At 66.8% G+C, this 25,125-nt stretch carries 21 protein-coding genes; 14 read left to right on the forward strand and 7 right to left on the reverse strand.

The genetic code is table 11. The features are described 5' to 3' along the window. Nucleotide 1: 1 nt before the first annotated feature. The 5 genes from HUW53_RS16405 to HUW53_RS16425 form a co-directional block, all read right to left on the reverse strand. On the reverse strand, nt 2-313 hold the full coding sequence (locus HUW53_RS16405; RefSeq protein ID WP_237346843.1) for an SCP2 sterol-binding domain-containing protein: 312 nt from the start codon (nt 311-313) through the stop codon (nt 2-4). A 94-nt stretch (nt 314-407) separates the two neighbouring features. Next, nucleotides 408-2,198, reverse strand: coding sequence for an acyl-CoA dehydrogenase C-terminal domain-containing protein (locus HUW53_RS16410; protein WP_237346844.1), 1,791 nt, complete (start codon nt 2,196-2,198; stop codon nt 408-410). 136 nt (nt 2,199-2,334) lie between these two features. Beyond that, entirely contained in the window at nt 2,335-4,662 is a 2,328-nt protein-coding gene (locus tag HUW53_RS16415) for a 3-hydroxyacyl-CoA dehydrogenase/enoyl-CoA hydratase family protein (protein WP_237346845.1), read from the reverse strand. A 10-nt stretch (nt 4,663-4,672) separates the two neighbouring features. Further along, nucleotides 4,673-5,818: a thiolase family protein gene (locus tag HUW53_RS16420; RefSeq protein WP_237346846.1), complete on the reverse strand. Its 1,146-nt coding sequence runs from the start codon at nt 5,816-5,818 to the stop codon at nt 4,673-4,675. Between the two features lie 130 nt (nt 5,819-5,948). Beyond that, nucleotides 5,949-6,386, reverse strand: a complete 438-nt coding sequence (locus HUW53_RS16425) for a MerR family transcriptional regulator (RefSeq protein WP_237346847.1) — start codon at nt 6,384-6,386, stop codon at nt 5,949-5,951. Nucleotides 6,387-6,809: 423 nt separating this feature from the next. On the opposite strand from HUW53_RS16425, the gene HUW53_RS16430 reads away from it, so the two are divergent. The 3 genes from HUW53_RS16430 (at nt 6,810) to HUW53_RS16440 (ending at nt 11,168) form a co-directional block, all read left to right on the forward strand. After that, nucleotides 6,810-8,132: an OmpP1/FadL family transporter gene (locus HUW53_RS16430; RefSeq protein ID WP_237346848.1), complete on the forward strand. Its 1,323-nt coding sequence runs from the start codon at nt 6,810-6,812 to the stop codon at nt 8,130-8,132. Between the two features lie 233 nt (nt 8,133-8,365). Then, a complete protein-coding gene (locus tag HUW53_RS16435) occupies nt 8,366-10,015 on the forward strand; it encodes a long-chain-fatty-acid--CoA ligase (protein ID WP_237346849.1) in 1,650 nt (549 codons plus the stop codon). Between the two features lie 181 nt (nt 10,016-10,196). Then, complete coding sequence (locus HUW53_RS16440) at nt 10,197-11,168, forward strand: AEC family transporter (protein WP_237346850.1); 972 nt, start codon at nt 10,197-10,199, stop codon at nt 11,166-11,168. Between the two features lie 12 nt (nt 11,169-11,180). On the opposite strand, the gene HUW53_RS16445 is transcribed toward HUW53_RS16440, so the two are convergent. Further along, nucleotides 11,181-12,377: a UbiH/UbiF family hydroxylase gene (locus tag HUW53_RS16445; RefSeq protein WP_237346851.1), complete on the reverse strand. Its 1,197-nt coding sequence runs from the start codon at nt 12,375-12,377 to the stop codon at nt 11,181-11,183. A 235-nt stretch (nt 12,378-12,612) separates the two neighbouring features. Here HUW53_RS16445 and HUW53_RS16450 point away from each other — a divergent pair, with 235 nt between their 5' ends. The 10 genes from HUW53_RS16450 (at nt 12,613) to recO (ending at nt 22,010) form a co-directional block, all read left to right on the forward strand. Then, nucleotides 12,613-13,380, forward strand: a complete 768-nt coding sequence (locus HUW53_RS16450) for a TerC family protein (RefSeq protein WP_237346852.1) — start codon at nt 12,613-12,615, stop codon at nt 13,378-13,380. A gap of 95 nt (nt 13,381-13,475) precedes the next feature. After that, nucleotides 13,476-14,450 (forward strand): quinone oxidoreductase family protein, encoded by a 975-nt coding sequence (locus HUW53_RS16455; RefSeq protein WP_237346853.1) that lies wholly within the window; start codon nt 13,476-13,478, stop codon nt 14,448-14,450. Nucleotides 14,451-14,673: 223 nt separating this feature from the next. Beyond that, nucleotides 14,674-16,887: a RelA/SpoT family protein gene (locus HUW53_RS16460; protein ID WP_237346854.1), complete on the forward strand. Its 2,214-nt coding sequence runs from the start codon at nt 14,674-14,676 to the stop codon at nt 16,885-16,887. A 29-nt stretch (nt 16,888-16,916) separates the two neighbouring features. Beyond that, on the forward strand, nt 16,917-17,693 hold the full coding sequence (locus HUW53_RS16465; RefSeq protein WP_237346855.1) for a pyridoxine 5'-phosphate synthase: 777 nt from the start codon (nt 16,917-16,919) through the stop codon (nt 17,691-17,693). Continuing rightward, nucleotides 17,693-18,094: a holo-ACP synthase gene (gene acpS, locus HUW53_RS16470; RefSeq protein WP_237346892.1), complete on the forward strand. Its 402-nt coding sequence runs from the start codon at nt 17,693-17,695 to the stop codon at nt 18,092-18,094. Before HUW53_RS16465 ends, acpS begins: the two co-directional genes overlap by 1 nt. 43 nt (nt 18,095-18,137) lie before the next feature. Beyond that, nucleotides 18,138-18,518 (forward strand): DUF1622 domain-containing protein, encoded by a 381-nt coding sequence (locus tag HUW53_RS16475; protein WP_237346856.1) that lies wholly within the window; start codon nt 18,138-18,140, stop codon nt 18,516-18,518. A gap of 173 nt (nt 18,519-18,691) precedes the next feature. Then, on the forward strand, nt 18,692-19,444 hold the full coding sequence (gene lepB, locus HUW53_RS16480; RefSeq protein WP_237346857.1) for a signal peptidase I: 753 nt from the start codon (nt 18,692-18,694) through the stop codon (nt 19,442-19,444). Then, nucleotides 19,414-20,151 (forward strand): ribonuclease III, encoded by a 738-nt coding sequence (gene rnc / locus HUW53_RS16485; protein ID WP_237346858.1) that lies wholly within the window; start codon nt 19,414-19,416, stop codon nt 20,149-20,151. Before lepB ends, rnc begins: the two co-directional genes overlap by 31 nt. A 2-nt stretch (nt 20,152-20,153) precedes the next feature. Further along, nucleotides 20,154-21,254, forward strand: a complete 1,101-nt coding sequence (gene era, locus HUW53_RS16490; protein WP_237346859.1) for a GTPase Era — start codon at nt 20,154-20,156, stop codon at nt 21,252-21,254. A 21-nt stretch (nt 21,255-21,275) separates the two neighbouring features. Then, nucleotides 21,276-22,010, forward strand: coding sequence for a DNA repair protein RecO (gene recO, locus HUW53_RS16495; protein WP_237346860.1), 735 nt, complete (start codon nt 21,276-21,278; stop codon nt 22,008-22,010). 131 nt (nt 22,011-22,141) lie between these two features. Here the strand turns inward: recO and HUW53_RS16500 are convergent, their stop codons facing one another. Next, nucleotides 22,142-22,726, reverse strand: coding sequence for a hypothetical protein (locus HUW53_RS16500; RefSeq protein ID WP_237346861.1), 585 nt, complete (start codon nt 22,724-22,726; stop codon nt 22,142-22,144). Between the two features lie 150 nt (nt 22,727-22,876). On the opposite strand from HUW53_RS16500, the gene parC reads away from it, so the two are divergent. After that, complete coding sequence (gene parC / locus HUW53_RS16505) at nt 22,877-25,123, forward strand: DNA topoisomerase IV subunit A (protein ID WP_237346862.1); 2,247 nt, start codon at nt 22,877-22,879, stop codon at nt 25,121-25,123. The last annotated feature ends 2 nt before the right edge of the window (nt 25,124-25,125 follow it).

The following is a 25,125-nucleotide window of genomic DNA, read 5'->3' on the forward strand; positions in this document are numbered from 1 at the left end:
ACTATTCGTCGCCCAAAAGGCTTGCCAGCTTCAGCGCCACGCCCCGCGACCCCTCGACCTTCAGGCGACCGGTGGAAAACGCCAGCATGGCGCCGAGGCGACCGGAAACGAGCTTGTCCAGGGTGTCGGAGGAGAGTTTCAGCACGGCATCGGCATCACCGGTGCTCTGCTCCAGGCAGACCTTGCCATCGGCGGCGTCGAGCAGCAGCGAAATGTTCTGGTCGGTCAGGTCGAACCGAACCTTGTAGCCGAGCGCCGACAGGGTGTCGGAGCGTTCGCGCATGGCCTCGATCAGAGCGGAAACATCGGCCATCTGGGCCACCTCTCAAAAAATGGGCCGCCCCGGCGGGGGCGGGGCGGGAAGGTTTCGAACCGCGGCCGCCCGGCGTGCGGGTCGGCCGCGCAGATCAGAACAGGGTTTCGTCCAGGCCCATGGTGGCCGCCTTGCCGGCCTTGATGGCGCCCCACAGGGCCGCCACCTCCGGCAGCAGCTTGTCCATGTAGAAGCGTGCGGTGGCGATCTTAGCCTCATAGAAAGCCGCGTCGTCGCCCGCGCCGGCCCGCTTTTCATAGGCCACGTCCGCCATGCGCACCCACATGTAGCCCAGGGCCACCAGGCCGAACAGGCGCAGATATTCGGTGGCGGCGGCGCCGGCCTCGTCCGGGTCCCTCAGCCCCTTTTCCGCGATGTGGGCGGTGGCAAGCTGCAACGCGCCGAACGCCTTGCCGAGCGGCGCGATCAGTGGCGACAGGTTCTCGTCATCCATCTTGGCGTCGATATAGGCGAGCACCGGATGGAAGAAGGACCGCAAATAGCGCCCCATGTGCGCGGGCAGCTTGCGGCCCACGAGGTCGAGCGCCTGCACCCCGTTGGTGCCCTCGTAGATCATGGCGATGCGGGCATCGCGCACATATTGCTCCATGCCGTGGTCGCGGATGTAGCCATGGCCGCCATAGACCTGCATGCCCATGGAGGCGGAGGCAAAGCCCAGGTCGGTGAACAGCGCCTTCACGATCGGCGTCATGAGGGAGGTGAAATCCTCCGCCTGCCGGCGCGTCTGCGGGTCGCTCGCATGCTCCATCAGGTCGAGGGCGCGGGCCACCCAGCCGCCGAGCGCGCGGCAGCCCTCATTGTAGGCCCGCATGGTCATCAGCATGCGTCGCACGTCCGGATGCACGATGATCGGATCCGCCGGCTTGTCGGGATGCTTGGCGCCGGTGAGCGCGCGGCCCTGCAGGCGCTCCCTGGCATAGGCCACCGCCGCCTGATAGGCGGCTTCTCCCAGGCCCAGGCCCTGGGTGCCCACGGACAGGCGCTCCGAGTTCATCATGGCGAACATGGCGCGCATGCCCCGGTTCGGCTCTCCCACCAGCCAGCCGGTGGCCTCCTCGAACGACATCTGGCAGGTGGACGAGCCATGGATGCCCATCTTGTGCTCGATGCCGGTGCACAGCACGCCATTGCGCGGGCCGAGCGCGCCATCGTCCTTCGGCAGGAACTTGGGTACCAGGAACAGGGAGATGCCCTTGATGCCGCTGGGTGCGTCCGGCAGGCGGGCCAACACGAGATGGATGATGTTCTCGGTCAGGTCCTGCTCGCCGGCGGAAATGAAGATCTTGTTGCCGGTGATCTTGTAGGAGCCGTCCGCTTGCGGCACGGCGCGGGTGCGCACCAGCCCGAGGTCGGTGCCGCACTGGGGCTCGGTGAGGCACATGGCGCCCGACCACACGCCTTCGACCATCTTCGGCAGGAAGCGGTTCTTGAGGTCGTCGGAGGCATAGGCCTTGAGCGCCTCATAGGCGCCGTGGGTGAGGCCGGGGCAGATGCCGAAGGCGAGATTGCCCGAGCACAGCATCTCCTCCACCAGCTTGTTCACTGAGGCCGGCAGGCCCTGGCCGCCATATTGCGGATCGCAGGCGATGCCATTCCAGCCGCCTTCGATGAAGGTCTTGTAGGCCTCCTTGAAGCCCTTGGGCGTGCGCACCACGCCGTTTTCATAGGTGCAGCCTTCCTGGTCGGCACTCTGGTTGAGCGGCGCCAGCACCTCGGTGACGAGCTTCCCGGCCTCATCCAGCACGGCGTCGATGAGGTCGGGGGTGACCTCCTCCAGTCCTTCAAGGGTGCGCAGCACGTCGCTGCCGTGCAATTCGTGCAGCACGAAGCGCATGTCGCGCAGCGGCGGGGAATAGACCTGCATGGCGTTTGGCTCCCGTATTGGTTCCGTCATGCCGGGCTGACCCTCGGCACCCGCGCCGGACGCGGGGGCCGGCGCAGCCGGCCATGACGTTGTATTGGTGGTTCGTCCCCCGCCGGGGCTGGCGGGGGCAAGATCCTTAGTTCCGCAGCGGCTTGCCGGTTTCGAGAATGTGCTCGATGCGGTCGAGGGTGGCATTGGTCCGGATCAACGTCATGAAGCCCTCGCGCTCCAGCTCCAGCAGCCGCGCCTGGCTCACCGGCTCGGTGTGGTCGGCGTCCCCCCCGGTGAGCACCAGCGCCAGCGCGCCGGACACTACGCGGTCGTGTGGGGTGGCCAGCCCGCGCTTGGCGAAGCCATCCACCGCCATGTCCATGGCCACCTTGCCGGTGGGGCCGGGCAGGGTGAGGTCGATGGGCTTGGGCGGCGCATAGCCTTCCACCAAGGCGAGGGCGCGGGCCTTGGCGTCGGCCAGCAGCCGGTCGCGGTTCATGGTGATGCCGTCGCCCTCGCGCAGGAACTTCAGCTCCTTGGCCTCGGCGGCGGACTTGGCGACGGTGGCGGTGGACACCGTCTCGAACACCTTGGAGGGGGCCGGCATGGGACCCTTGGGGAACTTCGGGTCGGTCTGCCAGCGCTCCAGCATGGCTGTGCAGCCGCCCCAGGCCGGCAGCACGCCGACGCCGCATTCCACGAGGCCGATATAGCTTTCCGCATGGGCCTGCACCGCATCCGCGTGCAGCAGGATCTCGCAGCCGCCGCCCAGCGCCAGGCCGGACGGCGCGGCCACCACCGGGAAGGGGGCATATTTCATGTCCTGGTAGGCCTTCTGGCCGCTGGCCACCAGCTTCTCCACCTCGCCGAAGGCGCCGATGTTGCAGGCGAACAGGGCCAGGCCCAGATTGGCGCCCACGGAGAAGTTCGAACCCTCGTTATAGATCACGAGCGCCTTGTATTTTTCCTTGGTGAGCTTCAGCGCCTTGGCGAGCAGGCTGATGATGCCCTCATCGAGCGCATTGCTCTTGGACGTGAACTCCAGGCACACCACGCCCTCGCCGATGTCCCACAGGGCAGCCGAGCCGTTCTTGAGCAGCGGCTGCGACTTCAGCTTGATGTCGGCGAGGAGCAGGACGCCAGCCGGGCGCACGATGTCGCGATAGGTGCCATCCGTGCCCAGATATTGCCGCGCGCCGGCCTCGACCCGATAGAAGGGCCGCTCCGCCGCCAGCGCCAACAGGGCAGGGACTTCGACGCCGTCGGCCTTCAGCATGTCAATGAGCCGGGCCGCGCCGATCTTGTCGATCAGCTCGAAGGGGCCGAATTTCCAATTGTAGCCCAGGCGCATGGCATCATCGACGGCGACGATGTCGTCGGCGGCCTCCGGCACCAGCCGCGCGGCATAGGCGAGGGTGCGGGCCATGACCGCGCGGGCATAGCGCCCCGCCGGGCCGGGGGCCGACATGAGCGCGGCCAGATCCTTGCCGCCGCCCTCTTCCAACTCCGGCACAACCGCCTTCGCCTGGGGGCGGTAGTCGCCGGTGGCAAGGTCGATGGCTTCCTTCAGCTTCTGACCGTTTTCGCGGTTGAGGCGATAGAAGCCGCCCTTGCCCTTGCGGCCGGTGAAGCCGGTTTCGATCATGCGCGCGATCAGCGGCTCGTCGCGCAGGGTGGCGTGGAACGGATCGGCGGCCGGCAGCGCCCGCTTCAGGGAGCCCTGGACATGGGGCATCAGGTCGAGCCCCACGAGATCAATAAGGCCGAACACACCGGTCTTGGGAAAGCCGAACGGCCGCCCCATCACCGTGTCCGCCTCCTCCACCTTGAGGTTGAGAGCGAACGCTTCGCCGACCGCGAGCTGGAGCCAATAGGTGCCGAGCCGGTTGGCGATGAAGCCGGGCGTGTCCTTGCAGGCGACGACCGTCTTGCCGAGCTTTACATCGGCAAAGTGGGACACGGCGGCCACGGTGTCCGGGTTCGTCTCGGCTCCGGCCACGATCTCCAATAGGCGCATGTAGCGCGGCGGGTTGAAGAAATGGGTGATGAGGAAATCGCGCTTGAAGCTCTCCGGCAGGCCCGCCGTGAGGTCGCTCAGCGGAATGGTTGAGGTGTTGGATGACACCACGCTGCCCGGCCGGCGCGCCTCTTCGATCCGCGTATAGAGCGCCTGCTTGATGTCGAGGCGTTCGATCACGGCCTCAACAATCCAGTCGCACGACGACAGGTCCGCGAGGTTGTCCTCGATATTGCCGGTGCTGACCAGCTTCGCCGCCCGCTTGGACATGAAGGCGGCGGGATCCGCCTTCAGGAGCTTCTCCACCGCCGTCTCGGCGATGATGTTGCGGTTGCTCGCGCCCGCGGGGACGATATCGAGCAGCAGCACCGCGATGCCCGCATTGGCGACATGGGCGGCGATGCCGGCCCCCATGACACCGGCGCCGATGACGGCGACTTTCTTGATCTCGGTCATGCGTGCCCCCTCAGACCCGTTCGAGCACGGTGGCAATGCCCTGACCGCCGCCGATGCATTGGGTGGCGAGCGCATATCGGCCGCCCTCGCGCTTCAGGAGCGATGCCGCCTTGCCGACGATGCGGGCGCCGGTGGCGCCGAGCGGATGACCGAGCGCGATGGCCCCGCCGTCCAGGTTCAGCGTCTCGTCGGAAATGCCAAGTTCGCGCTGGCAGGCAAGAGCCTGGGAGGCGAAGGCCTCGTTCAGCTCCACCACATTGATGTCGGATATGGACAGGCCGGCGCGGGCCAGCGCCTTCTTGGTGGCCGCGACGGGGCCGATGCCCATGATTTCGGGCGCGCAGCCGGCCACCGCCACGCTTTTGAGGCGCGCCAGCGGCTCCAGGCCATGCTTGTCCGCATAGGCTTCCGAGCACACCAGCACGGCCGAGGCGCCATCGGTCAGGGGGGATGAGGTGCCAGCGGTCACCGTACCGTTCTCGGCAAAGGCCGGCTTCAGCCCGGCCAGGCCTTCGAGGGTGGCATCGCGGCGGATGCAGCCATCGGCATCCACGCTCTTGTCGACCTTGCCGTTCACTTGAACCGGAACGATCTCCGCGTTGAAGCGGCCGTCAGCGGCGGCGCGGGCCGCCTTCTGGTGGCTGTTCAGGGCGAAGGCGTCCTGGTCGGCGCGGGTGATCTGCCATTTGCCGGCGACATTCTCTGCAGTCTCGCCCATGCCCATGTAGGCGGCGGGGAGCTTGGCGTAGAGGGCCGGGTTCGGCATGGGGTTGAAGCCGGTCATGGGCACCCGGCTCATGCTTTCGATGCCGGCGCAGATGAAGACCTCGCCGGCACCGAGCTGGATCTGCCCGGCGGCCATGTGCACCGCCTGCATGGAGGAGCCGCAGAAGCGGTTCACCGTGGTCCCGGCCACCGACTGCGGCAGGCCGGCGATCATGCCGATAAGACGGGCGACGTTGAAGCCCTGCTCGGCCTCCGGGAAGGCACAGCCGACGATGAGGTCCTCGATGTCCTCGACCGTCACCTTGGTGCGCGCGACCAGCGCGGCCACCACCTGGGCGGCGAGATCATCGGGGCGAAGGCGCGCGAGGTCGCCTTTCTTGGCCAGCGTGAAGGGCGAGCGGGCATAGCCCGCAATCACGACGTTCTGCATGAGCGCTCCTGCCTGTGCTTGATTCCGCTTCGAGGACGCGAGCCCGTTTCCACGCGCCGGCCCCTTGCGTATGTTGGGCCCACGCGCCTGTACGCGTGCGCCGGGATCAGCGTCCTGAGTTGAGGGCCGCTCAGCCGGCGACCTTGGTGTCGCCGCCGGCGGTGGCAAGGCCGGCGAGGGTCTGGTCCTGGATGTCCTTGAGCTCGGCGATGGTTTCCTCCAGCGCCAGGCGCTGGTCTTCCAGCATCTCCAGACGGCTCTCGACCTTCTTCAGCAGCAACCGCATCTGCTCCGACTGGGTGGGGTCCATGTCGTAGAGGTCGAGATAGTCCTTGATGTCGCGTAGCGAGAAGCCGAGCCTCTTGCCGCGCAGGATCAGTACCATGCGGGCACGGTCGCGCTTGGTGTAGACGCGCATGGTGCCGGCCCGGCGCGGCGTGATGAGGCCCTTGTCCTCATAAAAGCGGATGGTGCGCGGCGTGACCGCGAGATCGCGCGCCAGCTCCGTCACTGTAAAGAAGGTGTCGGTCAGCCCGCCATTGCCGCCGCGCTTGTCAGTCGATGCCACAAGTTCACCTATACGTCATCCAACCGCCCCGACGATACATGCTTTGACCTTGGGCGCAAGTCCCCGCCTCGCGATTTTCACCGGCCAACCCAAGGTGGGCGCGAATCGCCGAAAATCCGGCAGGATCGCGGCGGCGCCGGGTTATGGGGGGATGTCGGGCCGTCAGGATCTTCGTGGCCGGAACATATGGCGACGCTCAAGTTGCTGCGTGGTGCTCGTGCAACGGTGGTGGCATATTCACGACATGCAGCGGGGCGGCGCGATGATGGCAGTTGACGGGGTTATCCGTTTAGGCATTCTAGATGACGTATAGGGCATGATAAAAACCTATGGCGCACCGCAGCGTGCCATGCCCGAGGAAACGCCACATCGAAAGCGCCGGCCGGACACGCGCGCCCGGACGCGTTGAGCTAAGGGGGACTCATGTTCAGATCCACCGCCATCGTCAGACGTGCCGGGAGCATCGCTCTGCCCCTCGTCGCCACCCTCGCCGCCGCCGAGGCGCAGGCCGGCGGGTTCGGGTTGCGCGAGCAAAGCTCCTACTACCAAGGCACCTCATTTGCGGGCGCGGCAGCCGGTGGCGAGGGCCTTGCCTCCATGTTTTGGAACCCGGCGGCCATCAGCTTCTCGCCGGGCCTGAACGTCGAGAGCAATTTCACCTACATCATGCCCCACGCCTCGGTGGACGTTTACGACGCGCGCGCCCCTCTCACCGGCGCCAGCCTTGGCACGACCGGGGTCGGCGACATCATCGACGACGCGCTGCTGCCCACCACCTTCGTCACCTATGCCTGGGACAAGCTCGCGATCGGGCTCGGGTTGACGGTGCCGTTCGGCCTCATCTCGGATGCGCCGTGCAATTGGTCCGGGCGCTATTACGGCTGCTATAGCCGCATCTTCGACCTGAACATCCAGGGCTCGGTCGCCTACAAGGTGAACGAATGGCTCACCCTCGGTGGCGGCGTCAGCGTCAATTACATTGATGCCCGGCTCAGCAACGCCACGTTCACCGGCATCGTTCCGCCCGCCAACAATCTCTATGCCCAGGTGGATGGCGACGACCTCGGCGTCGGCTTCAATCTTGGCGTGTTGCTTACGCCCTGGGCCGGCACCACCATCGGTGTCGGCTACAAATCGTCCATCGATCACGATCTCCAAGGCCAGTTGGGCCTGTACTTCGGGCAGACGCAGCTCGCGCAGTATGTCGCCAATGCGGGCCTGACCTTGCCGGGGCAGGTGACTGCATCGTTCCGGTCCCGGGTGGCACCGCAATGGACGTTGCTCGGTACCGTGGAATGGACCGACTGGTCGACGCTCGATCAATTGGTGGTGCGCACGCCGGCCGGCGTCGCCAGCATTCTCGACCTGCAATGGAAGGATGGCTGGTTCTTCTCGGGTGGCGTCGAATACCAATGGGATCCCAAGCTCGCCCTGCGCGCGGGCCTTGCCTATGAGCTGACGCCGGTGCCCGACGAGACCCGCTCGCCGCGCCTGCCGGACACCAATCGCCTGTGGTTGTCCGCCGGCTTCACCTATGCGGTGACCCAGCAGCTTTCCATGGACTTCGCCTATAGCCACATCTTCGGCGAGAACAGCCCCATCGATCAGTACCCCTCTGCGGCGGGTAACACCTATCGCGGTGTGTTGGTCGGAGAGGTCAGCAACGGCTATGTGGACATCGTCTCGCTCGGCGTGCGCTACAAGTTCGGCGAGCTGAACCCGCAGCCCGCGCTCATCACCAAATAGGCGGGCACCGACCCCGCGCGCCGGTCAATTCCGCCGCGCGGATGCCCTTCTTCGCAAGATGCGATGGGGATCAAAGCTCGACGTGGCGCGTTCCCTGGGAACGCGAGCGCGGGCGTGCGCCCGCCCAGGCGCAAAGGGCGAGGGTTGCCCGGGCAACGATCAAGGACAGACGGCAGGGCTTGCTCGAACCCCCGCGAACGGGGGAGACGCCTCTGCCATGCGGGAGAACGCCCATGCTCGAACGGACCGAAAGCGCGTCCATCGTGCCCGTCCCGGTTCCCGATCTGCTCGATGCGAGCGTCGCGGAATACGGTCCGCGGCCGGCGCTGAACTTCTTCGGCCGGCAATGGACCTATGCCGAGCTCGGTGCGCTGGTGAACCAGGTGGCGGCCGGACTCCAGGAAGAAGGGGTCGGTCCCGGCACCAAGGTTGGCCTGTGCCTGCCCAATACGCCTTATTCCGTCGTCTTCTTCTTCGCCGTCTTGAAGGCGGGCGGGACCGTGGTGAACTTCAGCCCGCTCTATGTGGAACGGGAGCTGCGCCACCAGATTCGCGATTCCGGCACCACCATCATGGTGGTGCCGGACGTGAAGGTGATCCACGCCCGGGTCGCGGCGGTGGCCCATGAGGCGGGGCTGAAAACCGTCATCGTCTGCCCCATGACGGGGGTGCTGCCCTGGCTCAAGGGGATGCTCTTCACCTGGTTCAAGCGCAAGGATCAGGCCGAGTACCACCTGCGCGACGGGCTGCACCTGCCATTCGGCGCCCTGCTCGGCCATGGGTCCCGGCCACGACCGGTGAAAATCGATCCGCTGACCGACATCGCGGTGCTGCAATATACCGGCGGCACCACCGGCGTGCCCAAGGGCGCCATGCTCACCCATGCCAACGTCTCCGCCAACGCCCAGCAGGTGATGATCCACGCCGAATGCCGGCGCATCGGCGTGAAGCGCGTGGCGGGGGTGCTGCCCCTGTTCCATGTGTTCGCCATGCAGACGGTGATGGTCATTCCCATCTGCCTCGGTGCCGAGATCCTGCTGGTGCCGCGCTTCACCCTCGCCCAGGTCCTGGACCTGATCGAGCGCGAGAAGCCCACCATGTTTCCGGGCGTGCCCACCATCTACGCCGCCATCAACGGAGTGGACGACATCGAAAAGCGAGACCTTTCCTCACTCACCTTGTGCATTTCCGGCGGCGCGCCGTTGCCTGCTGAGGTGCGCCAGCGGTTCGAAGGGCTCACGGGGTGCAAGCTGGTGGAGGGTTACGGCCTGAGCGAGACCTCGCCGGTGGTCACCGCCAATCCGCCGTTGGGGCTGGTGAAGGATGGCTCGGTCGGCACCGCCTTGCCGCGCACGGTGATCGAGATCCGTGACCTCGCCGATCCCCGGCGCCTGTGCGGCGTGGGAGAGAAGGGCGAGGTGTGCGTGCGGGGGCCGCAGGTCATGCGCGGCTATTACAACCGCCCCCTTGAAACCGCCGACACCTTCATCGACGGGGCGTTGCGTACCGGGGACGTCGGCTATCTGGACGCGGAGGGCTATCTGTTCCTGGTGGACCGCATCAAGGATGTGATCCTGTGCGGCGGCTATAATGTGTATCCCCGAGTGATCGAGGAAGCGCTCTATCTGCACCCGGCTGTGTCGGAGGCGGTGGCCATCGCCGTTCCGGATGCCTATCGCGGGCAGGCGCCCAAGGCCTTCGTCACCCTGCGCGACGGCATGAGCGTTACGCCGGACGAACTGCTGGACTTCCTCTCGGCCCAGATCTCCAAGATCGAGCTGCCCAAGGCCATCGAGATTCGCGACAGCCTGCCGAAAAGCGTCGTGGGCAAGCTCTCCAAGAAGGAGCTGGTCGAGGAGGAGCGCACCCGCGGGGGCGCCTGAGCGCGGGGAGGGGGCATCATCCGCACGCGACACGCGGCTTGCCAGATGGGGGCCCTCTCCTTTAGTCGCATTCGGGGTGCCTGGTGTCGTTCTCGGTCCTCTGGATCGACGGGGCCGGCGCCGTCCCCCTGCCTGCGGCGTTCCGTGCCGGAGCGCCGCCAAGACGCATCAAGAGCCGCCCATGAGCGACCTGTTCGGCCTCGTCTTTCCCTTCTTCGGCCTCATCTTCCTGGGGTATTTCTGCGGCCGGCTGGTCAAGCTGCCGGAGGCGGGGCTCGCCTGGCTCACCTTTTTCATCATCTATGTGGCGTTGCCGGCGCTGTTCTATCGCATCGTGGCGCAAACTCCGTTCGAGGAGCTGGCAAACCCGGCCTTCATCCTCGCCGCCGTCTTGTCCACGGCCACCGCGGCGGCGGTGGCGCTCGGTGTCGGGCTGTGGTTCCGGGGCGGGAACGTGGGCGAGGCGGCCATCGCCACCGCGGTCGGAGCCTATGCGAACGTGGGCTACATGGGGCCGGGCCTGAGCCTTGCGGCGCTGGGGCAGGGGGCGGCGACTCCCGCCGCCCTCATCTTCGCCTGCGACAGCCTGCTGTTCTTCACCCTGGTGCCGTTGCTGATGGCGACGCGTGGGCGCGGCGAGAGCCTGCCCGCCACCTTGCTCCTCATCGCAAGGCGGGTGTTCACCCACCCGTTCAACATCGCGACCCTGTTGGGCGTGCTGGCGGCGGCCTTCCACTTCCATGAGCCGGACGCAGCGGCGCGGATGCTGGATTTCCTGAAGAACGCGGCCGCGCCCTGTGCCCTCTTCACCCTTGGCGTGACGGTGGCGCTGCGGCCGCTGCGGCGCATCCCGATAGAGTTGGTGCCGCTGCTGGCGCTGAAGCTCGTGGGCCAGCCGGCCATTGCGCTGCTGGCGCTGTCGCTGGTGGGCAGCGTGTCGCGGGGATGGTCGCCGGCCTGGGCGCAGACCATGCTGCTGATGGCGGCGCTGCCGCCGGCGCTGAATTGTTTCGTGCTGGCGCGCCAGTATCACACTTATGTGGAAGAGGCGTCCACGGCGGTGCTCATCGGCACCGTGTGTTCGGTGTTCACCGTCACCGCCATGCTGTACCTGCTGCGGGCCGGGCTCATCCCGCTCGACCTGCTCCAGTGATGCCGGGGGTGCTCAGGCCGCCCGGCTGCCGACGCCCAGCTTCATCACCGTGCGGCGCAACGGCCCCACTCGGTCGAGCAGATAAAGGCCGAAGCCGCGCACGCCCTGGATCGGCACGACGTCCGACAGCAGGGACCGGTTCAGCACGTCCACTGCGCGCATCCGGCCCTCGATGTCCGGGCGGCGGGCACGGGCATAGCGCTCCAGAAGGTCGGGCCCGCCGGCGTCGTGGCCACGCGCTGCGGCTTCCTCGACAATGGCAACCAGCTCCGCCACGTCGCGCAGGCCCAGGTTGAGCCCCTGAGCACCGATCGGCGGCATGATGTGGGCCGCTTCCGCGATCAGGGCGATGCGCGGCGCGGTCAGGCGCTCCGCCGTTTCCGCCGTGAGCGGGAACGCGCCACGGCCGGGCAGCACTTCGAAACGGCCAAGGATGGATGCGGCGCGGGTCTCCAGCTCGCGCGATAGCGCCTCATCGGACAGGCCGAGCAGGCGCACGGCCTCCCGCTCGCTCACCACGCAGACGATGCTGGAGCGCTCGCCCGGCAGCGGAACCAGCGTGAACGGACCGCTTTCGGTATGGAATTCGGTGGAAATATCCTCGTGCGGACGGCTGTGGCGCACGGTGGCGGTGAAGGCGACCTGCGGATAGGCGCGGGTCGCCAGGTCGATGCCTGCGGCGGCGCGAACGGTGGAGCCGCGCCCGTCGGCCCCCACCACGAGGCGGGCCCGGAGCTGCCCGCCATCGGCCAGATCGAGACGGGCGGCCTCCTCCCCCACCGTCAGCGCGGTGAGGCTGGTGCGGGCGATGTGGAGCGCCGGCTGCGCCATCGCCGCCGCCATCAGGGTGAGCCGCAGCGGATCGTTCTCGATGTTGTAGCCGAAAGCGTCGAGGCCGATCTCGGCGGACCGGAAGGTGACTTCCGGCGCGCGGAACAGCCGGCGGGTGGCATCCGCAATGCGCATATCGCGCAGGGGCGCGGCCTTGGGCGCGAGCCCTTCCCATAGGCCGAACGCCTCAAGGATGCGCACCGAGCCGTCGAGCAGGGCCGTGGTGCGATGATCGACACCCCGCTCCGGTCCGGTGACGAGGGCGGTGGACACGCCGCGCGCCGCAAGACCCAGCGCCATGACGAGCCCGGCCGGCCCCGCGCCGACCACCACCACGTCGTGCAGATCCTTCAGGTTGCGTGCATCCTCGGTCGCCATGATGTCCTCCACCCGCGCAGGCGTCGTGATCTGTCCTTGCCCCTATACCTAGACCAATGGAGGCCCGCCGGGGGCGCGGTCTGTTGACCCATCATGGCAGACCCCACCCGTGGCCGCCTTGAAGCGCCCGTCGAGCTGGGCGACAACGGCCGCGCAGCTTGGGCCAAGAGTCTTTGATTGGGCCAAGTGTCTTTTGACGAAGGGTCTTTAACGAAGCGTCTTTGGGGGAAGAGGAATGCTCGCGCTCATCACTTCGCCGGAGGCCTGGGCCGCCCTGGTGACGCTGACCGTCATGGAGATCGTGCTCGGCATCGATAATGTCGTGTTCATTTCCCTGCTGGTGCAGCGTCTGCCGCAGCGTCAGGCGCTGCGGGCGCGGCAGATCGGTCTTTCCCTGGCGCTGGTGCTGCGCATCGCGCTCCTGTTCGCCCTGTCATGGCTCATCGGACTTCAGCAATCGCTGTTCGTGGGCTTCGGCATCGACATATCCTGGCGCGATCTCATCCTCATTGCCGGCGGCGCGTTCCTGGTGGCCAAGGCCACCATGGAGATGCATGCCGCCGTCGAGGGCGACGCGGAGGAGGATGGAGATGGAGACGAGCGGCCGTCGGCGGTCGCGGGGCGCGCCTTCACCCTCATCATCGGACAGGTGGCGGTGCTGGATCTGGTTTTCTCCGTCGACTCGATCCTCACCGCCATCGGCATGGCGGAGCATATCGAGGTGATGGTGGCGGCGGTGATCGTGGCCGTGGGCATCATGTTCTGGGCCTCCGGACCGCTCAGCAGCTTCATCGCCCAGCATCCGACGGCGAAGATGCTGGCCCTCGCCTTCCTGCTCATGGTGGGGGTGATGCTGGTCGCCGACGGGTTCGATGTGCATATCCCACGTGGCTATGTCTATGCGGCCATGGCGTTCTCGGTGATGGTGGAGATGCTCAACGTGGCGGCGGCCGGGCGCCGCCAGCGCCGGCGGCGCGCGCCGCCCGGTCCGGGCCTGGACTAGCCGCCGCCGGATTGGAGGGCGCGGAGCCCTTGCGAGCCGCGCGCCGGCCCCTATGATCCGCCGGGAAGACAAAGGCTGGGGCAGGGGGAGGCGTCATGGTCCATGCGGTTCGGGTGCATCATACGGGCGGGCCCGAGGTGCTCACCTACGAAGAGATCACCGTTCCGCCGCCGGGCCGGGGCGAGGTGCAGATCCGCCAGACAGCCATCGGCCTGAACTTCATCGACGTTTATTTCCGCACCGGCCTCTACAAGACCGACGGCCTGCCGTTCGTGCCGGGCAACGAGGGCGCCGGTGTCGTGACCGCCGTGGGGCCGGATGTGAGCGGTTTTCACGAGGGCGACCGGGTGGTCTACGCCATGAGCATCGGCGCCTACGCCGAGGTGCGCAATGTCGCCGCCGCGCTGCTGGTGCATCTGCCGGCCTCCATCGACGATCGCACGGCTGCGGCGATGATGCTGAAGGGCATGACCGCGCAATATCTGGTGCGCCGCACCCATCCGGTGAAGCCGGGGGATGTGATTCTGGTGCAGGCCGCGGCCGGCGGCGTGGGGCTCATCCTCACCCAGTGGGCAAAGCACCTGGGGGCGACCGTGATCGGCACAGTCGGCTCCAAGGAAAAGGCCGAGCTGGCGCTCGCCGCCGGCTGTGACCATGTCATCCTCTACCGGGACGAGGATTTCGTGCACCGGGTGAAGCAGATCACCGCCGGCAAGATGTGCGACGTGGTCTATGACGGGGTCGGGCAGGCGACCTATCCCGCCTCGCTCGACTGCCTGAAGCCGCTCGGGCTATGGGTGAGCTTCGGCAACGCGTCCGGCCCCATCAAGAACTTCGACCTGTTGCAGCTCTCTCAGAAGGGCTCGCTGTTCGCCACCCGGCCCACCCTCAACACTTTCGTATCCAAGCGCGAGGATCTGCTCGCCACCGTGAACGACCTGTTCGAGGTGGTGCTCGACGGGGCGGTTAAGATCCCCATCCACCAGACCTACGCCCTGAAGGATGCGCAAAAGGCCCACAAGGACCTCGAATCGCGCAAGACTACGGGGTCCTCGCTGCTTTTGCCCTGAGGGGCCGCCCTTCCATTGGTGCGCCAACCCTGATGGGGTTCCGCCCTCCCGGCACCGGGAGGACGGAACCGGGATGCGACGCATTGACTTTTCCGAAAAGAAGTAGAACCAACGCCTTGCGCACGCCGTACTTCCATCCGATATCCTCACCTTTCACAAGGATGGGGACGCCCGCTTCACGCGGGACACTGCTCCACCCGTGCTGCGACGGATCGTTCCGGCCATGATGCGCCAATACGAACTCGTCGAGCGCGTTCGACGGTATAATCCCAACACCGACGAGGCGCTGCTCGACCGCGCCTACGTGTACGCCATGCGCGCGCACGGCAATCAGGTGCGCGCCTCCGGCGACCCCTACTTTTCCCATCCGCTGGAAGTGGCGGCGATCCTTACCGACCTGAAGCTGGACGACGCCACCATCGTGGCGGCGCTGCTCCATGACACCATCGAGGACACCGACGCCACCAAAGCCGAGATCGAGCGCCTGTTCGGGCACCAGATCGCGACCCTGGTGGAGGGACTGACCAAGATCAAGAAGCTGGATCTGGTCTCCAAGCAGGCGAAGCAGGCGGAAAATCTGCGCAAGCTCCTCCTCGCCATCGCCGATGACGTGCGGGTGCTGCTGGTGAAGCTCGCCGACCGCCTGCACAACATGCGCACCCTGAAGTGGGTGCCGCCGGAAAAGCGCGACCGCGTCGCCCAGGAGACCTTGGACATCTACGCGCCGCTCGCGGCCCGCATGGGCATGCAGGACATGCGCGAGGAGCTGGAGGACCTGTCCTTCCGCCAATTGTCCCCGGAAGCCTACGAGAGCATCACCACCCGCGTCTCGGAACTTCGGCAACACAACGGCCCGCTGGTGCAGGAGATCGAGCGCGACCTGCGCGAGGCCCTGGTCCAGCGCGGCATCGAGGCCGAGGTGAAGGGCCGCGAAAAGCTGCCCTATTCCATCTGGGGCAAGATGGAGCGCAAGGCCATCGGCTTCGAGCAGCTCTCGGATCTCTATGGCTTCCGCGTCATCGTCGCGAGCATGGAGGACTGCTACCGGGCGCTGGGGGTGGTGCACACCAAGTGGGCCATCGTGCCGGGTCGGTTCAAGGACTACATCTCCACGCCCAAGCCCAACGACTATCGCTCGCTCCACACCACGGTGGTGGGGCCGCGCCGGCAGCGCGTGGAATTGCAGATCCGCACCCGCGACATGGACGAGATCGCCGAATACGGCATCGCCGCCCATGCCCTCTACAAGGAGCCCTCCGGTGCTCCGGGTGTCATGCTTTCCAGCGAGACGCGGGCCTATGCCTGGCTGCGCAAGACCATCGAGAACCTCTCGCAGGGCCTCTCGCCGGAAGAGTTCCTGGAACATACCAAGCTCGAATTGTTCCACGACCAGGTCTTTTGCTTCACCCCGAAGGGGCGGCTCATCGCCCTGCCGCGCAAGGCGACGCCGATCGATTTCGCCTATGCCGTGCACACGGACGTGGGCAACACGGCGGTGGGCTGCAAGATCAACGGCTCGGTGGCGCCGCTGGTTTCCGAACTGAAGAACGGGGACGAGGTGGAGATCATCACCTCCAAGGCCCAGACTCCGCCGGGAGCGTGGGAGACCATTGCCGTCACCGGCAAGGCGCGGGCGGCGGTGCGCCGCGCCACGCGGGCGGCGGTGCGGGCCCAATATTCCGGCCTCGGCCGCACCATGGCCGAGCGCGCCTTCGCCAAGGCGGGCAAGTCGTTTTCCGAGGAGATCATCGGCCGTGCCGTGCCGCGCCTCGCCCGGTCGGTGGCCGAGGACGTGTTCGCGGCGGTGGGGCGGGGCGAGATTAAGACCGAGGATCTCATCCGCGCCGCCTATCCGGAATGGGTGCCGCCCCGTCCCGAAGATCGCATGAACGGCGCCGCCGCCACCGCCGAGGGGTGGTTCGAGCTGAAGCGGGGGCACAACCTCAAGTTCAAGATCCCCGAGGGCGAGCCGCAGGAGCGCCTCGACGCCATCCCCATCCGTGGCATCAACGGCGAGCTGCCGGTGCGTTTTGCGCCCGATGGCGGGGCGGTGCCGGGCGACCGCATCGTCGGCATCCTCACGCCCGGAGAGGGCATCACCATCTATCCGATCCAGTCCCAATCCCTGCAGAGCTTCGAGGATGCGCCCGAGCGCTGGCTCGATGTGCGCTGGGACGTGGACGAGCTGTCGGACGGCCGGTTCCCGGCCCGCATCCTGGTCACCGCCCGCAACGAGCCGGGGTCCCTCGCCCAGGTGGCGAGCGCCGTCGGCGACCGGGGCGGCAACATCGAAGGCCTGCAGATGCGCTCGCGCTCGGCGGACTTCACCGAAATGGTGATCGACATCGAAGTGTTCGATCTGCGCCACCTCAACGGCATCATCGCGGACCTCAAGGCCCGCGACGTGGTATCCAGCGTCGAGCGTGTGAACGACTGACCCATTCCGGGCGACAAGGAGCAGCAGCGATGGAACGCGCATTGCCGGTGCGGCTGGGTGTGAACGTGGACCACGTGGCGACCCTGCGCAATGCCCGCGGCGGGGCGCTGCCGGACCCGGTGCGCGCGGCGCAGCTCGCCAAGGCGGCGGGGGCCGACGGCATCACCGCCCATCTGCGCGAGGATCGCCGCCATATCCGCGACGCCGACATGGAGCGGCTGAAGGCGGAGGTGGATCTGCCGCTCAATTTCGAGATGGCCTGCACCGAAGAGATGGTGGCGATCGCCCGGCGCATCGGACCGCATGCCTGCTGCCTCGTACCCGAGAAGCGCCAGGAACGCACCACCGAGGGCGGGCTTGACGCCGCCGGCCAGGCGCACGAGCTGCGCCCCCGCATCGCCTTGCTCAAGGAAGCTGGTATCCGGGTGTCGTTGTTCATCGCCGCCGAGCCGGCGCAGATCGCGGCCGCGCGGGCACTGGAGGCGGATATCGTGGAGCTGCACACCGGCGCATGGTGTGACGCCATCGCCGAAGGTCGTTTTTCGGAGGCCGAGGCCGAGTTCGCCCGGCTGGTGGCCGGCGCGCGGGAGGCGGAAACCCTGGGCCTCGAAGTCCACGGTGGCCATGGCCTGGACTATGCGACGGCGGAGCGCCTCGCGGCGGTTCCGGAGATCGCGGAGTTGAACATCGGCCACTTCCTGGTCGGCGAGGCGGTGTTCGTGGGCCTCGCCCAGTCCATCCGCGCCATGAAGGAAGCGATCGCCCGCGGCCGGGCGCAAGGAAGCGGGGCGGGGGCGGCGGCATGATGATCCTGGGCATCGGCTCCGATTTCACGGATGCCCGGCGCATCGCCAGGTCCATTGAGCGCTATGGCGACCGCTTCCTGGAGCGGGTATTCACGCCCCTCGAACGCGCCAAGGCGGATACGCGCAAGCTGCGCGCTGAAACCTATGCCAAGCGCTTCGCCGCCAAGGAGGCCTGCTCCAAGGCCCTCGGCACCGGGCTGAGCCAGGGTGTGTTCTGGCGCGACATGGGGGTGGTGAATCTGCCCTCCGGCCAGCCGACCCTTGAACTGACCGGCGGCGCGGCGCTCCGGCTTGCCGCCATGGTGCCCGAGGGTTTCGAGGCGCGCATCCACCTGACCCTCACCGACGAGGGTCCCCTGTCGGCCGCCTATGTCATCTTGTCTGCCGTGCCGCGCGGCTGAGCGGGTTCGGGCGCGTGGCCGCTTGTGCATTGGGGGGATGCCGATGGATCACATGCTGAGCGGGCTGCTGCATTGGACCACGCGCGGCATCGAGGTGGCGGGCACGCTGGTCATCGTGGTCGGCATTCTCATGGCCGGGACCGCGTTCGCGCGCGATCTGAAGCGCGGCCGATCGGCGCGGGATGCATTCCGGGCCTGCCGCGCCGCGCTGGGCATGGCGATCCTGCTCGGGCTGGAACTGCTGGTGGCGGCGGACATCATCTCCACTGTTGCCATCGAGCCGACCCTGGAGAGCCTCGCGGTGCTGGCGGGCATCGTGCTCATCCGTACTTTCCTGTCGTTTTCGCTGGAGGTGGAGATCGAAGGCCGCTGGCCGTGGCAGGCGCCGCGACCGGGAGAGGCTGGCGCGCCCACCAAAGAGTGAGCCGGCGCGGATGGTAAATCGCGGCGTGACGCTGGGGCGTGCGTTGCCGCCGGGGCGGGAAGCCTCTATAGGGGGCAATCCCAATTGGCCGGATAGGCGTCCGGCTGCGCCGTCCTCAGTTTCGGCGTAGTTTGCTGCACGCTGTGTTCCGTTCTCACTTTTTCGGGCTCTCGATGACCGCGACCAGCGATTCGAAGAAGGACGGCGGATTCCTTGAAACCGTCCAGGTGATCGTGCAGGCGCTGCTGATCGCGCTGCTGATCCGCACCTTCCTGTTCCAGCCCTTCAACATTCCCTCGGGATCGATGAAGGACACGCTGCTGATCGGCGACTACCTGTTCGTTTCGAAGTACAGCTACGGCTATTCGCGGTTCTCCATTCCGTTCTCGCCCAACCTGTTCTCCGGCCGCATCTTCGGGGAGCAGCCGACGCGCGGCGACGTGGTGGTGTTCAAGCTGCCGCGCGACAATGAGACCGATTACATCAAGCGCGTGATCGGCCTGCCGGGCGACAAGATCCAGATGATCGACGGCTGGCTGAACATCAATGGCGTGCCGGTCAAGCGCGAGCGCCTGTCCGACATCACCGAGGACGACGGCACCGGCCGCCCCGTGCCGGTGAAGCGCTGGCGGGAGACCCTGCCCAACGGCGTCTCTTATGAAACGCTGGATCTGGTGGACAACGGCTTCTATGACAACACGCCGGTCTACGAAGTTCCGGCCGGCCATTATTTCATGATGGGTGACAACCGCGACAATTCAGCCGACAGTCGCGTCCTGAGTCAGGTCGGCTACGTGCCGTTCGAGAACCTCATCGGCAAGGCGCAGATGATCTTCTTCTCGGTCGACGAGGGGGCGTCGGCTTGGCAGGTCTGGACCTGGCCGTGGACGGTGCGATGGGACCGGTTGTTCAAGATGGTGAACTGAACAGCGTGCATGAAGATCTCTCCGCCCTCGAAGTGCGGATCGGCTACAGCTTCAAGGATCGGGCCCTGCTCGATCTGGCTCTGTCCCACATCAGTGCCGTGAAGGGCGAGGCGCCGCGCGTGCGCTCGTATCAGCGGCTGGAATTCCTGGGCGACCACGTGCTCGGCTCGGTGGTCTCCCATATGCTTTATGATGCCTTCCCTCAGGCCGAGGAGGGCGAACTGTCCCGTCGGCTGGCCGAACTGGTGCGGGAAGAAGCGTGCGCGGACGTGGCCGCCGACATGAACCTCGGCGCTCATATCCGCCTGGGGCCGGGGGAGACCCAATCCGGCACCCACAAGCGCCGCGCCATTCTCGCCGATGTCACGGAGAGCGTCGTGGCCGCCGTATTCCTTGACGGCGGCTATCCGGCGGCGAATGCTCTGGTGGAGCGTTATTGGCGCCAGCGCCTGGAAGCGCCGCGCCGCCCCTTGCGCGACGCCAAGACCGTTCTTCAGGAGTGGGCGCAGGCGCGCGGCCTCCCGCCGCCGTCCTACCGGGAAGTGGCGCGCTCGGGGCCGGATCACGCGCCGCGCTTCACCGTTGCCGTAGACCTTCCGGGCCTTGAAACGGCGGAAGCGGAAGGAAACTCGAAACAGGCGGCTCAAAAGGCCGCCGCCACCGCTTTCCTGGTGCGGGAAGGCGTGTGGAACTCAAACGCGAGCTGAGCATGACGAACACGCGACGCGGCACGGCCGGGCCCGCAGACACGCCGGCTCCCAAGCACCCGGAGACGGAGGAGGAGATTGCGCCCCCGGGCGCGCCTGGCGCTCCCTCCGAGGTCGAGGATTTCGACGACGATGATGACGATGATTTCGAGGACGACGCGGCGCCCGCGCCGGAGCCCACGCCGGGTGCCGGCCCCGCGACCGGGCCGACCCGTTGCGGCTTCGTCGCCCTCCTGGGCGCGCCCAATGCGGGCAAGTCCACGCTGACCAATGCCCTGGTGGGCACCAAGGTGTCCATCGTCTCCCACAAGGTTCAGACCACGCGCTCCATCGTGCGGGGCATCGCCATCGAGGGCGCGTCCCAGGTGATCCTGGTGGACACCCCCGGCATCTTCGCCCCCAAGCGGCGGCTGGAGCGGGCCATGGTCACGAGCGCCTGGACCCATGCGGCCGATGCGGACGTGATCGCCCTGCTGGTGGATGCCAAGCGCGGGGTGGACGAGGAAATCGAGGCGCTGCTCAAGCCGCTGGCCGATATCCGCAAGCCCAGGGCCCTGATCCTCAACAAGATCGACCTGATCCGCCGCGACAGCCTGCTCGCCCTGGCGGCGCAGATCAACACCCACCTGCCGTTCGACCGTGTGTTCATGGTCTCCGCCCTCACCGGCGACGGGGTGGACGATGTGCGCCATTGGTTCGCCGAGACGGTCCAGCCCGGCCCCTGGCTCTATCCGGAAGACCAGATTTCCGACGCCCCCATGCGCATGCTGGCGGCGGAAATCACCCGCGAAAAGATGTTCATGCGCCTCCATGACGAGCTGCCCTACCGCTCCACGGTGGAAACCGAAAGCTGGAAGGAACTGCGCGACGGCTCGGTGCGCATCGAGCAGACCATCTATGTGGAGCGCGAGAGCCAGAGGAAGATTGCGCTCGGCAAGGGCGGGCAGGCCATCAAGACCATCTCGTCCGAATCGCGGGCCGAGCTCGCCGCGATCCTCGAAGTTCCCGTGCACCTGTTCCTGTTCGTGAAGGTGCGTGAAAATTGGGCCAATGATCCCGAGCGCTATCGCGAGATGGGGCTCGAGTTCCCGAAGGGTGGGTGATCCCCTTCAAGGGCTGGTGCCGTGGAGTGGAACGACGAAGGCATCGTGCTGGGCGTGCGCCGGCATGGCGAGGCCAATGCCATCGTCGAGCTGCTGACGGCCCGGCGCGGGCGGCATCTCGGCATGGTGCGCGGCGGCGCCTCGCGCAAGCAGGCGCCCATACTTCAACCGGGCAACACCGTCAGCGCCACCTGGCGGGCGCGGCTTCATGAGCACATGGGCAATTTCACGGTGGAGCCGCTTGTGATCCGCGCCGAAGTTCTCATGCGCGCGCCCCATGCGGCCTATGGCATCACCCACATGGCGCACGTGCTGCGCCTGTTGCCCGAGCGCGACCCTCAGGACGCCCTTTACGCCACCCTCGGTGCGATCCTCGACGCGTTCGAGCCCGCGCCGACGGCGGGCATGCTGCTCGCGCGGTTCGAGCTAGCGCTGCTGGCGGAACTCGGCTTCGGCCTGGAACTGGAGACCTGCGCCGCCACCGGCCAGCGCCACGACCTTATCTATGTCTCGCCCAGGAGCGGACGCGCCGTCTCGCGGGAGGCGGGCGCGCCCTACAAGGATCGCCTGTTCACCCTGCCGGGCTTTCTGACCGCTGGCGGGGAACCGGGTCGCGAGGATGTGGAGGCGGCGCTGCGGCTCACCGGCCATTTTCTGCTCACCCGAGCCCTGGAGCCACGCGGGCTGGGCTTTGCGGATGCGCGCGGCGCCTTTCTGGCGGCGTGGCGTCGCGCCGCGGCAGGGCCTGGCGGCTAAGCATTTTCCGTTCGCGTGGGCTTAGATCATCCGCTCCAGGTCATTGCAGCTCCAGGTCATGCAGTCACGCATTTTCTTCACGCGAACCGGGAACCACTTCGCTCGAAAATGCTCGATGGCCGCCGGGTGCCTCATTGATACGGAACGCAGCGTGTCTTCCCGCCGACGCTCACTTTGCCGGTGCCCAGGTCGAACGTCGCGCGCACCTGCAGTCCGGCCTCGAAGCCCTGCTGCTTGAATTTTCGCAGATCGCGGCAAGTCTTCTTGGTAGCCGGCTCCTGGCTGGCGGCCCAGAAGACCACGTGGTTCCCGTCGCGCTTCAAGCTCTCGGAATCATAGATATTCTTGTAGACCTGCTGATGGGTCTTCAGGTCATAGATGAGCAGCTCGCGCGTGGGGCCGGTGCCAGAATCGATGAACATGTAGCTCCCCGCAAGCTTCGATAGAAAAAAGGGATCTTCGTCTTTGCCGACGATATAATCCCCCGGGGCGGCGGTGGCGTTGCACTGGGGCGCTTGGCCCGCTGCGCTGCCGCGCACGATATAGCTGTTACCGACTGCGTTCGCATGGGGCAGCTCCACCACGAGAAAGCCGCCGTCGCGCATGCAGACCGGCCCCGGCGCGGCGAGCGCCAGCCCGGTTGGCAGCACAAAGGCGGCCATCCCGGCCAGAAGACGCACCAAAGGACGCACACATCGGCGTATGGGGGCGGCCATCACGTTTCTCCAGCGCTGTCATCCAAACCAAAAATCGGGATCGTTTCAGGCCTTTTCGGCGGCCGGAGCGTACCGGGCAACCATGATGGCGTCCATCCCGCATGGGCGTTGCGACTTGTCGCCCGCGGCCCCCCGCGCTACAGCGGAGGCATGGCCACCCGTACACTTCCGCCCCCAGCTTCCCCCGACGGGAACATTGAGAACGTCGCGCTGAAGGCGGCGCTGGAGGAGCGCTACCTTGCCTATGCGCTCTCCACCATCATGCATCGCGCGCTGCCCGATGCGCGCGATGGCCTGAAGCCGGTGCATCGGCGCATCCTGCATGCCATGCGCCAGTTGCGGCTTGATCCGGGCCAAGCCTTCAAGAAATCCGCCCGCGTGGTGGGCGATGTGATCGGTAAGTTCCATCCCCACGGCGACCAGTCGGTCTATGACGCCCTGGTGCGCCTCGCGCAGGACTTCGCGCAGCGGTATCCGCTGGTGGATGGACAAGGCAATTTCGGCAATGTGGACGGCGATAACGCCGCCGCCATGCGATACACCGAGGCCCGCCTGACCGAGACCGCCCGCCTGCTCCTGGACGGGATCGACGAGGATGCGGTGGATTTCCGCCCCACCTATGACGGCTCGGAAGAGGAGCCGGTGGTGTTGCCGGCGGCGTTCCCCAACCTGTTGGCGAACGGGTCCCAGGGGATCGCGGTCGGCATGGCGACCTCGATCCCGCCCCATAATGCGGCCGAGCTGCTCGACGCGGCCCTGCATCTGGTGGAGCATCCCAACGCGCTGGCCGTGGACCTTCTGAAATACGTTCCAGGACCCGACTTCCCCACCGGCGGCGTCCTGGTGGACGATCCCGTCGGGGTGGCGGAGGCCTATGCCACCGGCCGCGGCTCGTTCCGCGTGCGGGCCCGCTGGCACAAGGAGGAGACCGGTCGCGGCACCTATCTGGTGGTGGTCACCGAGATTCCCTATGGCGTCGCGAAATCCCGCCTGGTGGAAAAGATCGCGGACCTGCTCACGGAAAAGAAGCTGCCGCTGCTGAACGATGTACGGGACGAGAGCGCGGAAGACATCCGGTTGGTTTTGGAGCCGCGCACCCGCACCGTGGACGCGGAAGTGCTCATGGAGAGCCTGTTCAAGCTCACCGAGCTTGAAGCCCGCGTGCCGCTCAACATGAATGTTCTGGTGAAGGGGCAGATCCCGAAGGTTCTGTCCTTGGGCGAAGCCTTGCGCGAGTGGCTGGACCACCGCCGCGACGTGCTGCTGCGCCGCTCCCGCTATCGGCTGGAGCAGATCGCCCACCGGCTGGAGGTGCTGGGCGGCTACCTCATCGCCTACCTCAACCTCGACGAGGTCATCCGCATCATCCGCGAGGAAGACGAGCCCAAGCAGGAGTTGATGCGCACGTTCGAGCTGAGCGATGTGCAGGCGGAAGCCATCCTCAACATGCGCCTGCGGTCCCTGCGCCGGCTGGAGGAGATGGAGATCCGCAAGGAACACGATGCCCTCTCCAAGGAGCAGGACGCGCTCACCAAGCTGGTCGGCTCCGAGGGGGCCCAGTGGAAGTCGATCTCGAAGGAGATCCGCGAGACCCGCAAGACCTATGGCCCGGAAACGGCGATTGGAAAGCGGCGCACCACTTTCGCCGCCGCGCCCGAGCTGGGCGAGGAGGCGTTCACCGAGGCCCTGGTGGAGCGCGAGCCCATCACCGTCGTGGTCTCGCAAAAGGGGTGGATCCGCGCCCTGAAGGGCCATCAGCAGGATCTGTCCAACCTTCAGTTCAAAACCGACGACGCCTTGGGGCATGCCTTTTTCGCGGAGACCACCTCCAAGCTGGTGGTATTCGCCAACAACGGCCGTTTCTTCACCCTCGATGCTTCGAAGCTGCCCGGCGGGCGGGGACATGGGGAGCCGATCCGCCTGCTGTTCGACCTGGAGCAGGAGGCGGAGATCGTCTCGGTGTTCACCCACCAGCCGGGGCGCAAGCTCCTGGTGGCATCGAAGGAGGGGCGGGGCTTCGTGGTGGCGGAAGACGATTGCATCGCCACCACCCGCAAGGGCAAGCAGGTGCTGGTGACCGATCCGCCGGACGTGGCGCTGGCGGTGCGCTTCGTGGAAGGCGACTGGGTGGCGGTGATCGGAGATAATCGCAAGCTGCTGCTGTTTCCGCTCACCCAGATCCCGGAGATGACCCGCGGTCGCGGTGTGCGCCTCCAGCGCTATCGCGAGGGCGGGCTCTCCGACGTCAAGGTGTTCCCCATGGCCGGCGGTCTCACCTGGGAGGATTCGTCCGGCCGCACCTGGACCGTCACGGAGCTGCTCGACTGGCAGAGCGAGCGGGCCACCGCCGGCCGCCTGCCGCCGAAGGGCTTCCCCCGCACCAACACCTTCTCCTGAGA

Source organism: Xanthobacter agilis (genome assembly GCF_021730435.1).
In the GTDB taxonomy this organism is placed as follows: domain Bacteria; phylum Pseudomonadota; class Alphaproteobacteria; order Rhizobiales; family Xanthobacteraceae; genus Xanthobacter; species Xanthobacter agilis.

Coding starts and splice junctions, on each gene's coding strand:
- HUW53_RS16405 (WP_237346843.1), bottom strand. CDS start 313: ATGGCCGATGTTTCCGCTCTGATCGAGGCCATGCGCGAACGCTCCGAC.
- HUW53_RS16410 (WP_237346844.1), bottom strand. CDS start 2,198: ATGCAGGTCTATTCCCCGCCGCTGCGCGACATGCGCTTCGTGCTGCAC.
- HUW53_RS16415 (WP_237346845.1), bottom strand. CDS start 4,662: ATGACCGAGATCAAGAAAGTCGCCGTCATCGGCGCCGGTGTCATGGGG.
- HUW53_RS16420 (WP_237346846.1), bottom strand. CDS start 5,818: ATGCAGAACGTCGTGATTGCGGGCTATGCCCGCTCGCCCTTCACGCTG.
- HUW53_RS16430 (WP_237346848.1), top strand. CDS start 6,810: ATGTTCAGATCCACCGCCATCGTCAGACGTGCCGGGAGCATCGCTCTG.
- HUW53_RS16435 (WP_237346849.1), top strand. CDS start 8,366: ATGCTCGAACGGACCGAAAGCGCGTCCATCGTGCCCGTCCCGGTTCCC.
- HUW53_RS16440 (WP_237346850.1), top strand. CDS start 10,197: ATGAGCGACCTGTTCGGCCTCGTCTTTCCCTTCTTCGGCCTCATCTTC.
- HUW53_RS16445 (WP_237346851.1), bottom strand. CDS start 12,377: ATGGCGACCGAGGATGCACGCAACCTGAAGGATCTGCACGACGTGGTG.
- HUW53_RS16450 (WP_237346852.1), top strand. CDS start 12,613: ATGCTCGCGCTCATCACTTCGCCGGAGGCCTGGGCCGCCCTGGTGACG.
- HUW53_RS16455 (WP_237346853.1), top strand. CDS start 13,476: ATGGTCCATGCGGTTCGGGTGCATCATACGGGCGGGCCCGAGGTGCTC.
- HUW53_RS16460 (WP_237346854.1), top strand. CDS start 14,674: ATGATGCGCCAATACGAACTCGTCGAGCGCGTTCGACGGTATAATCCC.
- HUW53_RS16465 (WP_237346855.1), top strand. CDS start 16,917: ATGGAACGCGCATTGCCGGTGCGGCTGGGTGTGAACGTGGACCACGTG.
- acpS (WP_237346892.1), top strand. CDS start 17,693: ATGATCCTGGGCATCGGCTCCGATTTCACGGATGCCCGGCGCATCGCC.
- HUW53_RS16475 (WP_237346856.1), top strand. CDS start 18,138: ATGGATCACATGCTGAGCGGGCTGCTGCATTGGACCACGCGCGGCATC.
- lepB (WP_237346857.1), top strand. CDS start 18,692: ATGACCGCGACCAGCGATTCGAAGAAGGACGGCGGATTCCTTGAAACC.
- rnc (WP_237346858.1), top strand. CDS start 19,414: ATGGGACCGGTTGTTCAAGATGGTGAACTGAACAGCGTGCATGAAGAT.
- era (WP_237346859.1), top strand. CDS start 20,154: ATGACGAACACGCGACGCGGCACGGCCGGGCCCGCAGACACGCCGGCT.
- HUW53_RS16500 (WP_237346861.1), bottom strand. CDS start 22,726: ATGGCCGCCCCCATACGCCGATGTGTGCGTCCTTTGGTGCGTCTTCTG.
- parC (WP_237346862.1), top strand. CDS start 22,877: ATGGCCACCCGTACACTTCCGCCCCCAGCTTCCCCCGACGGGAACATT.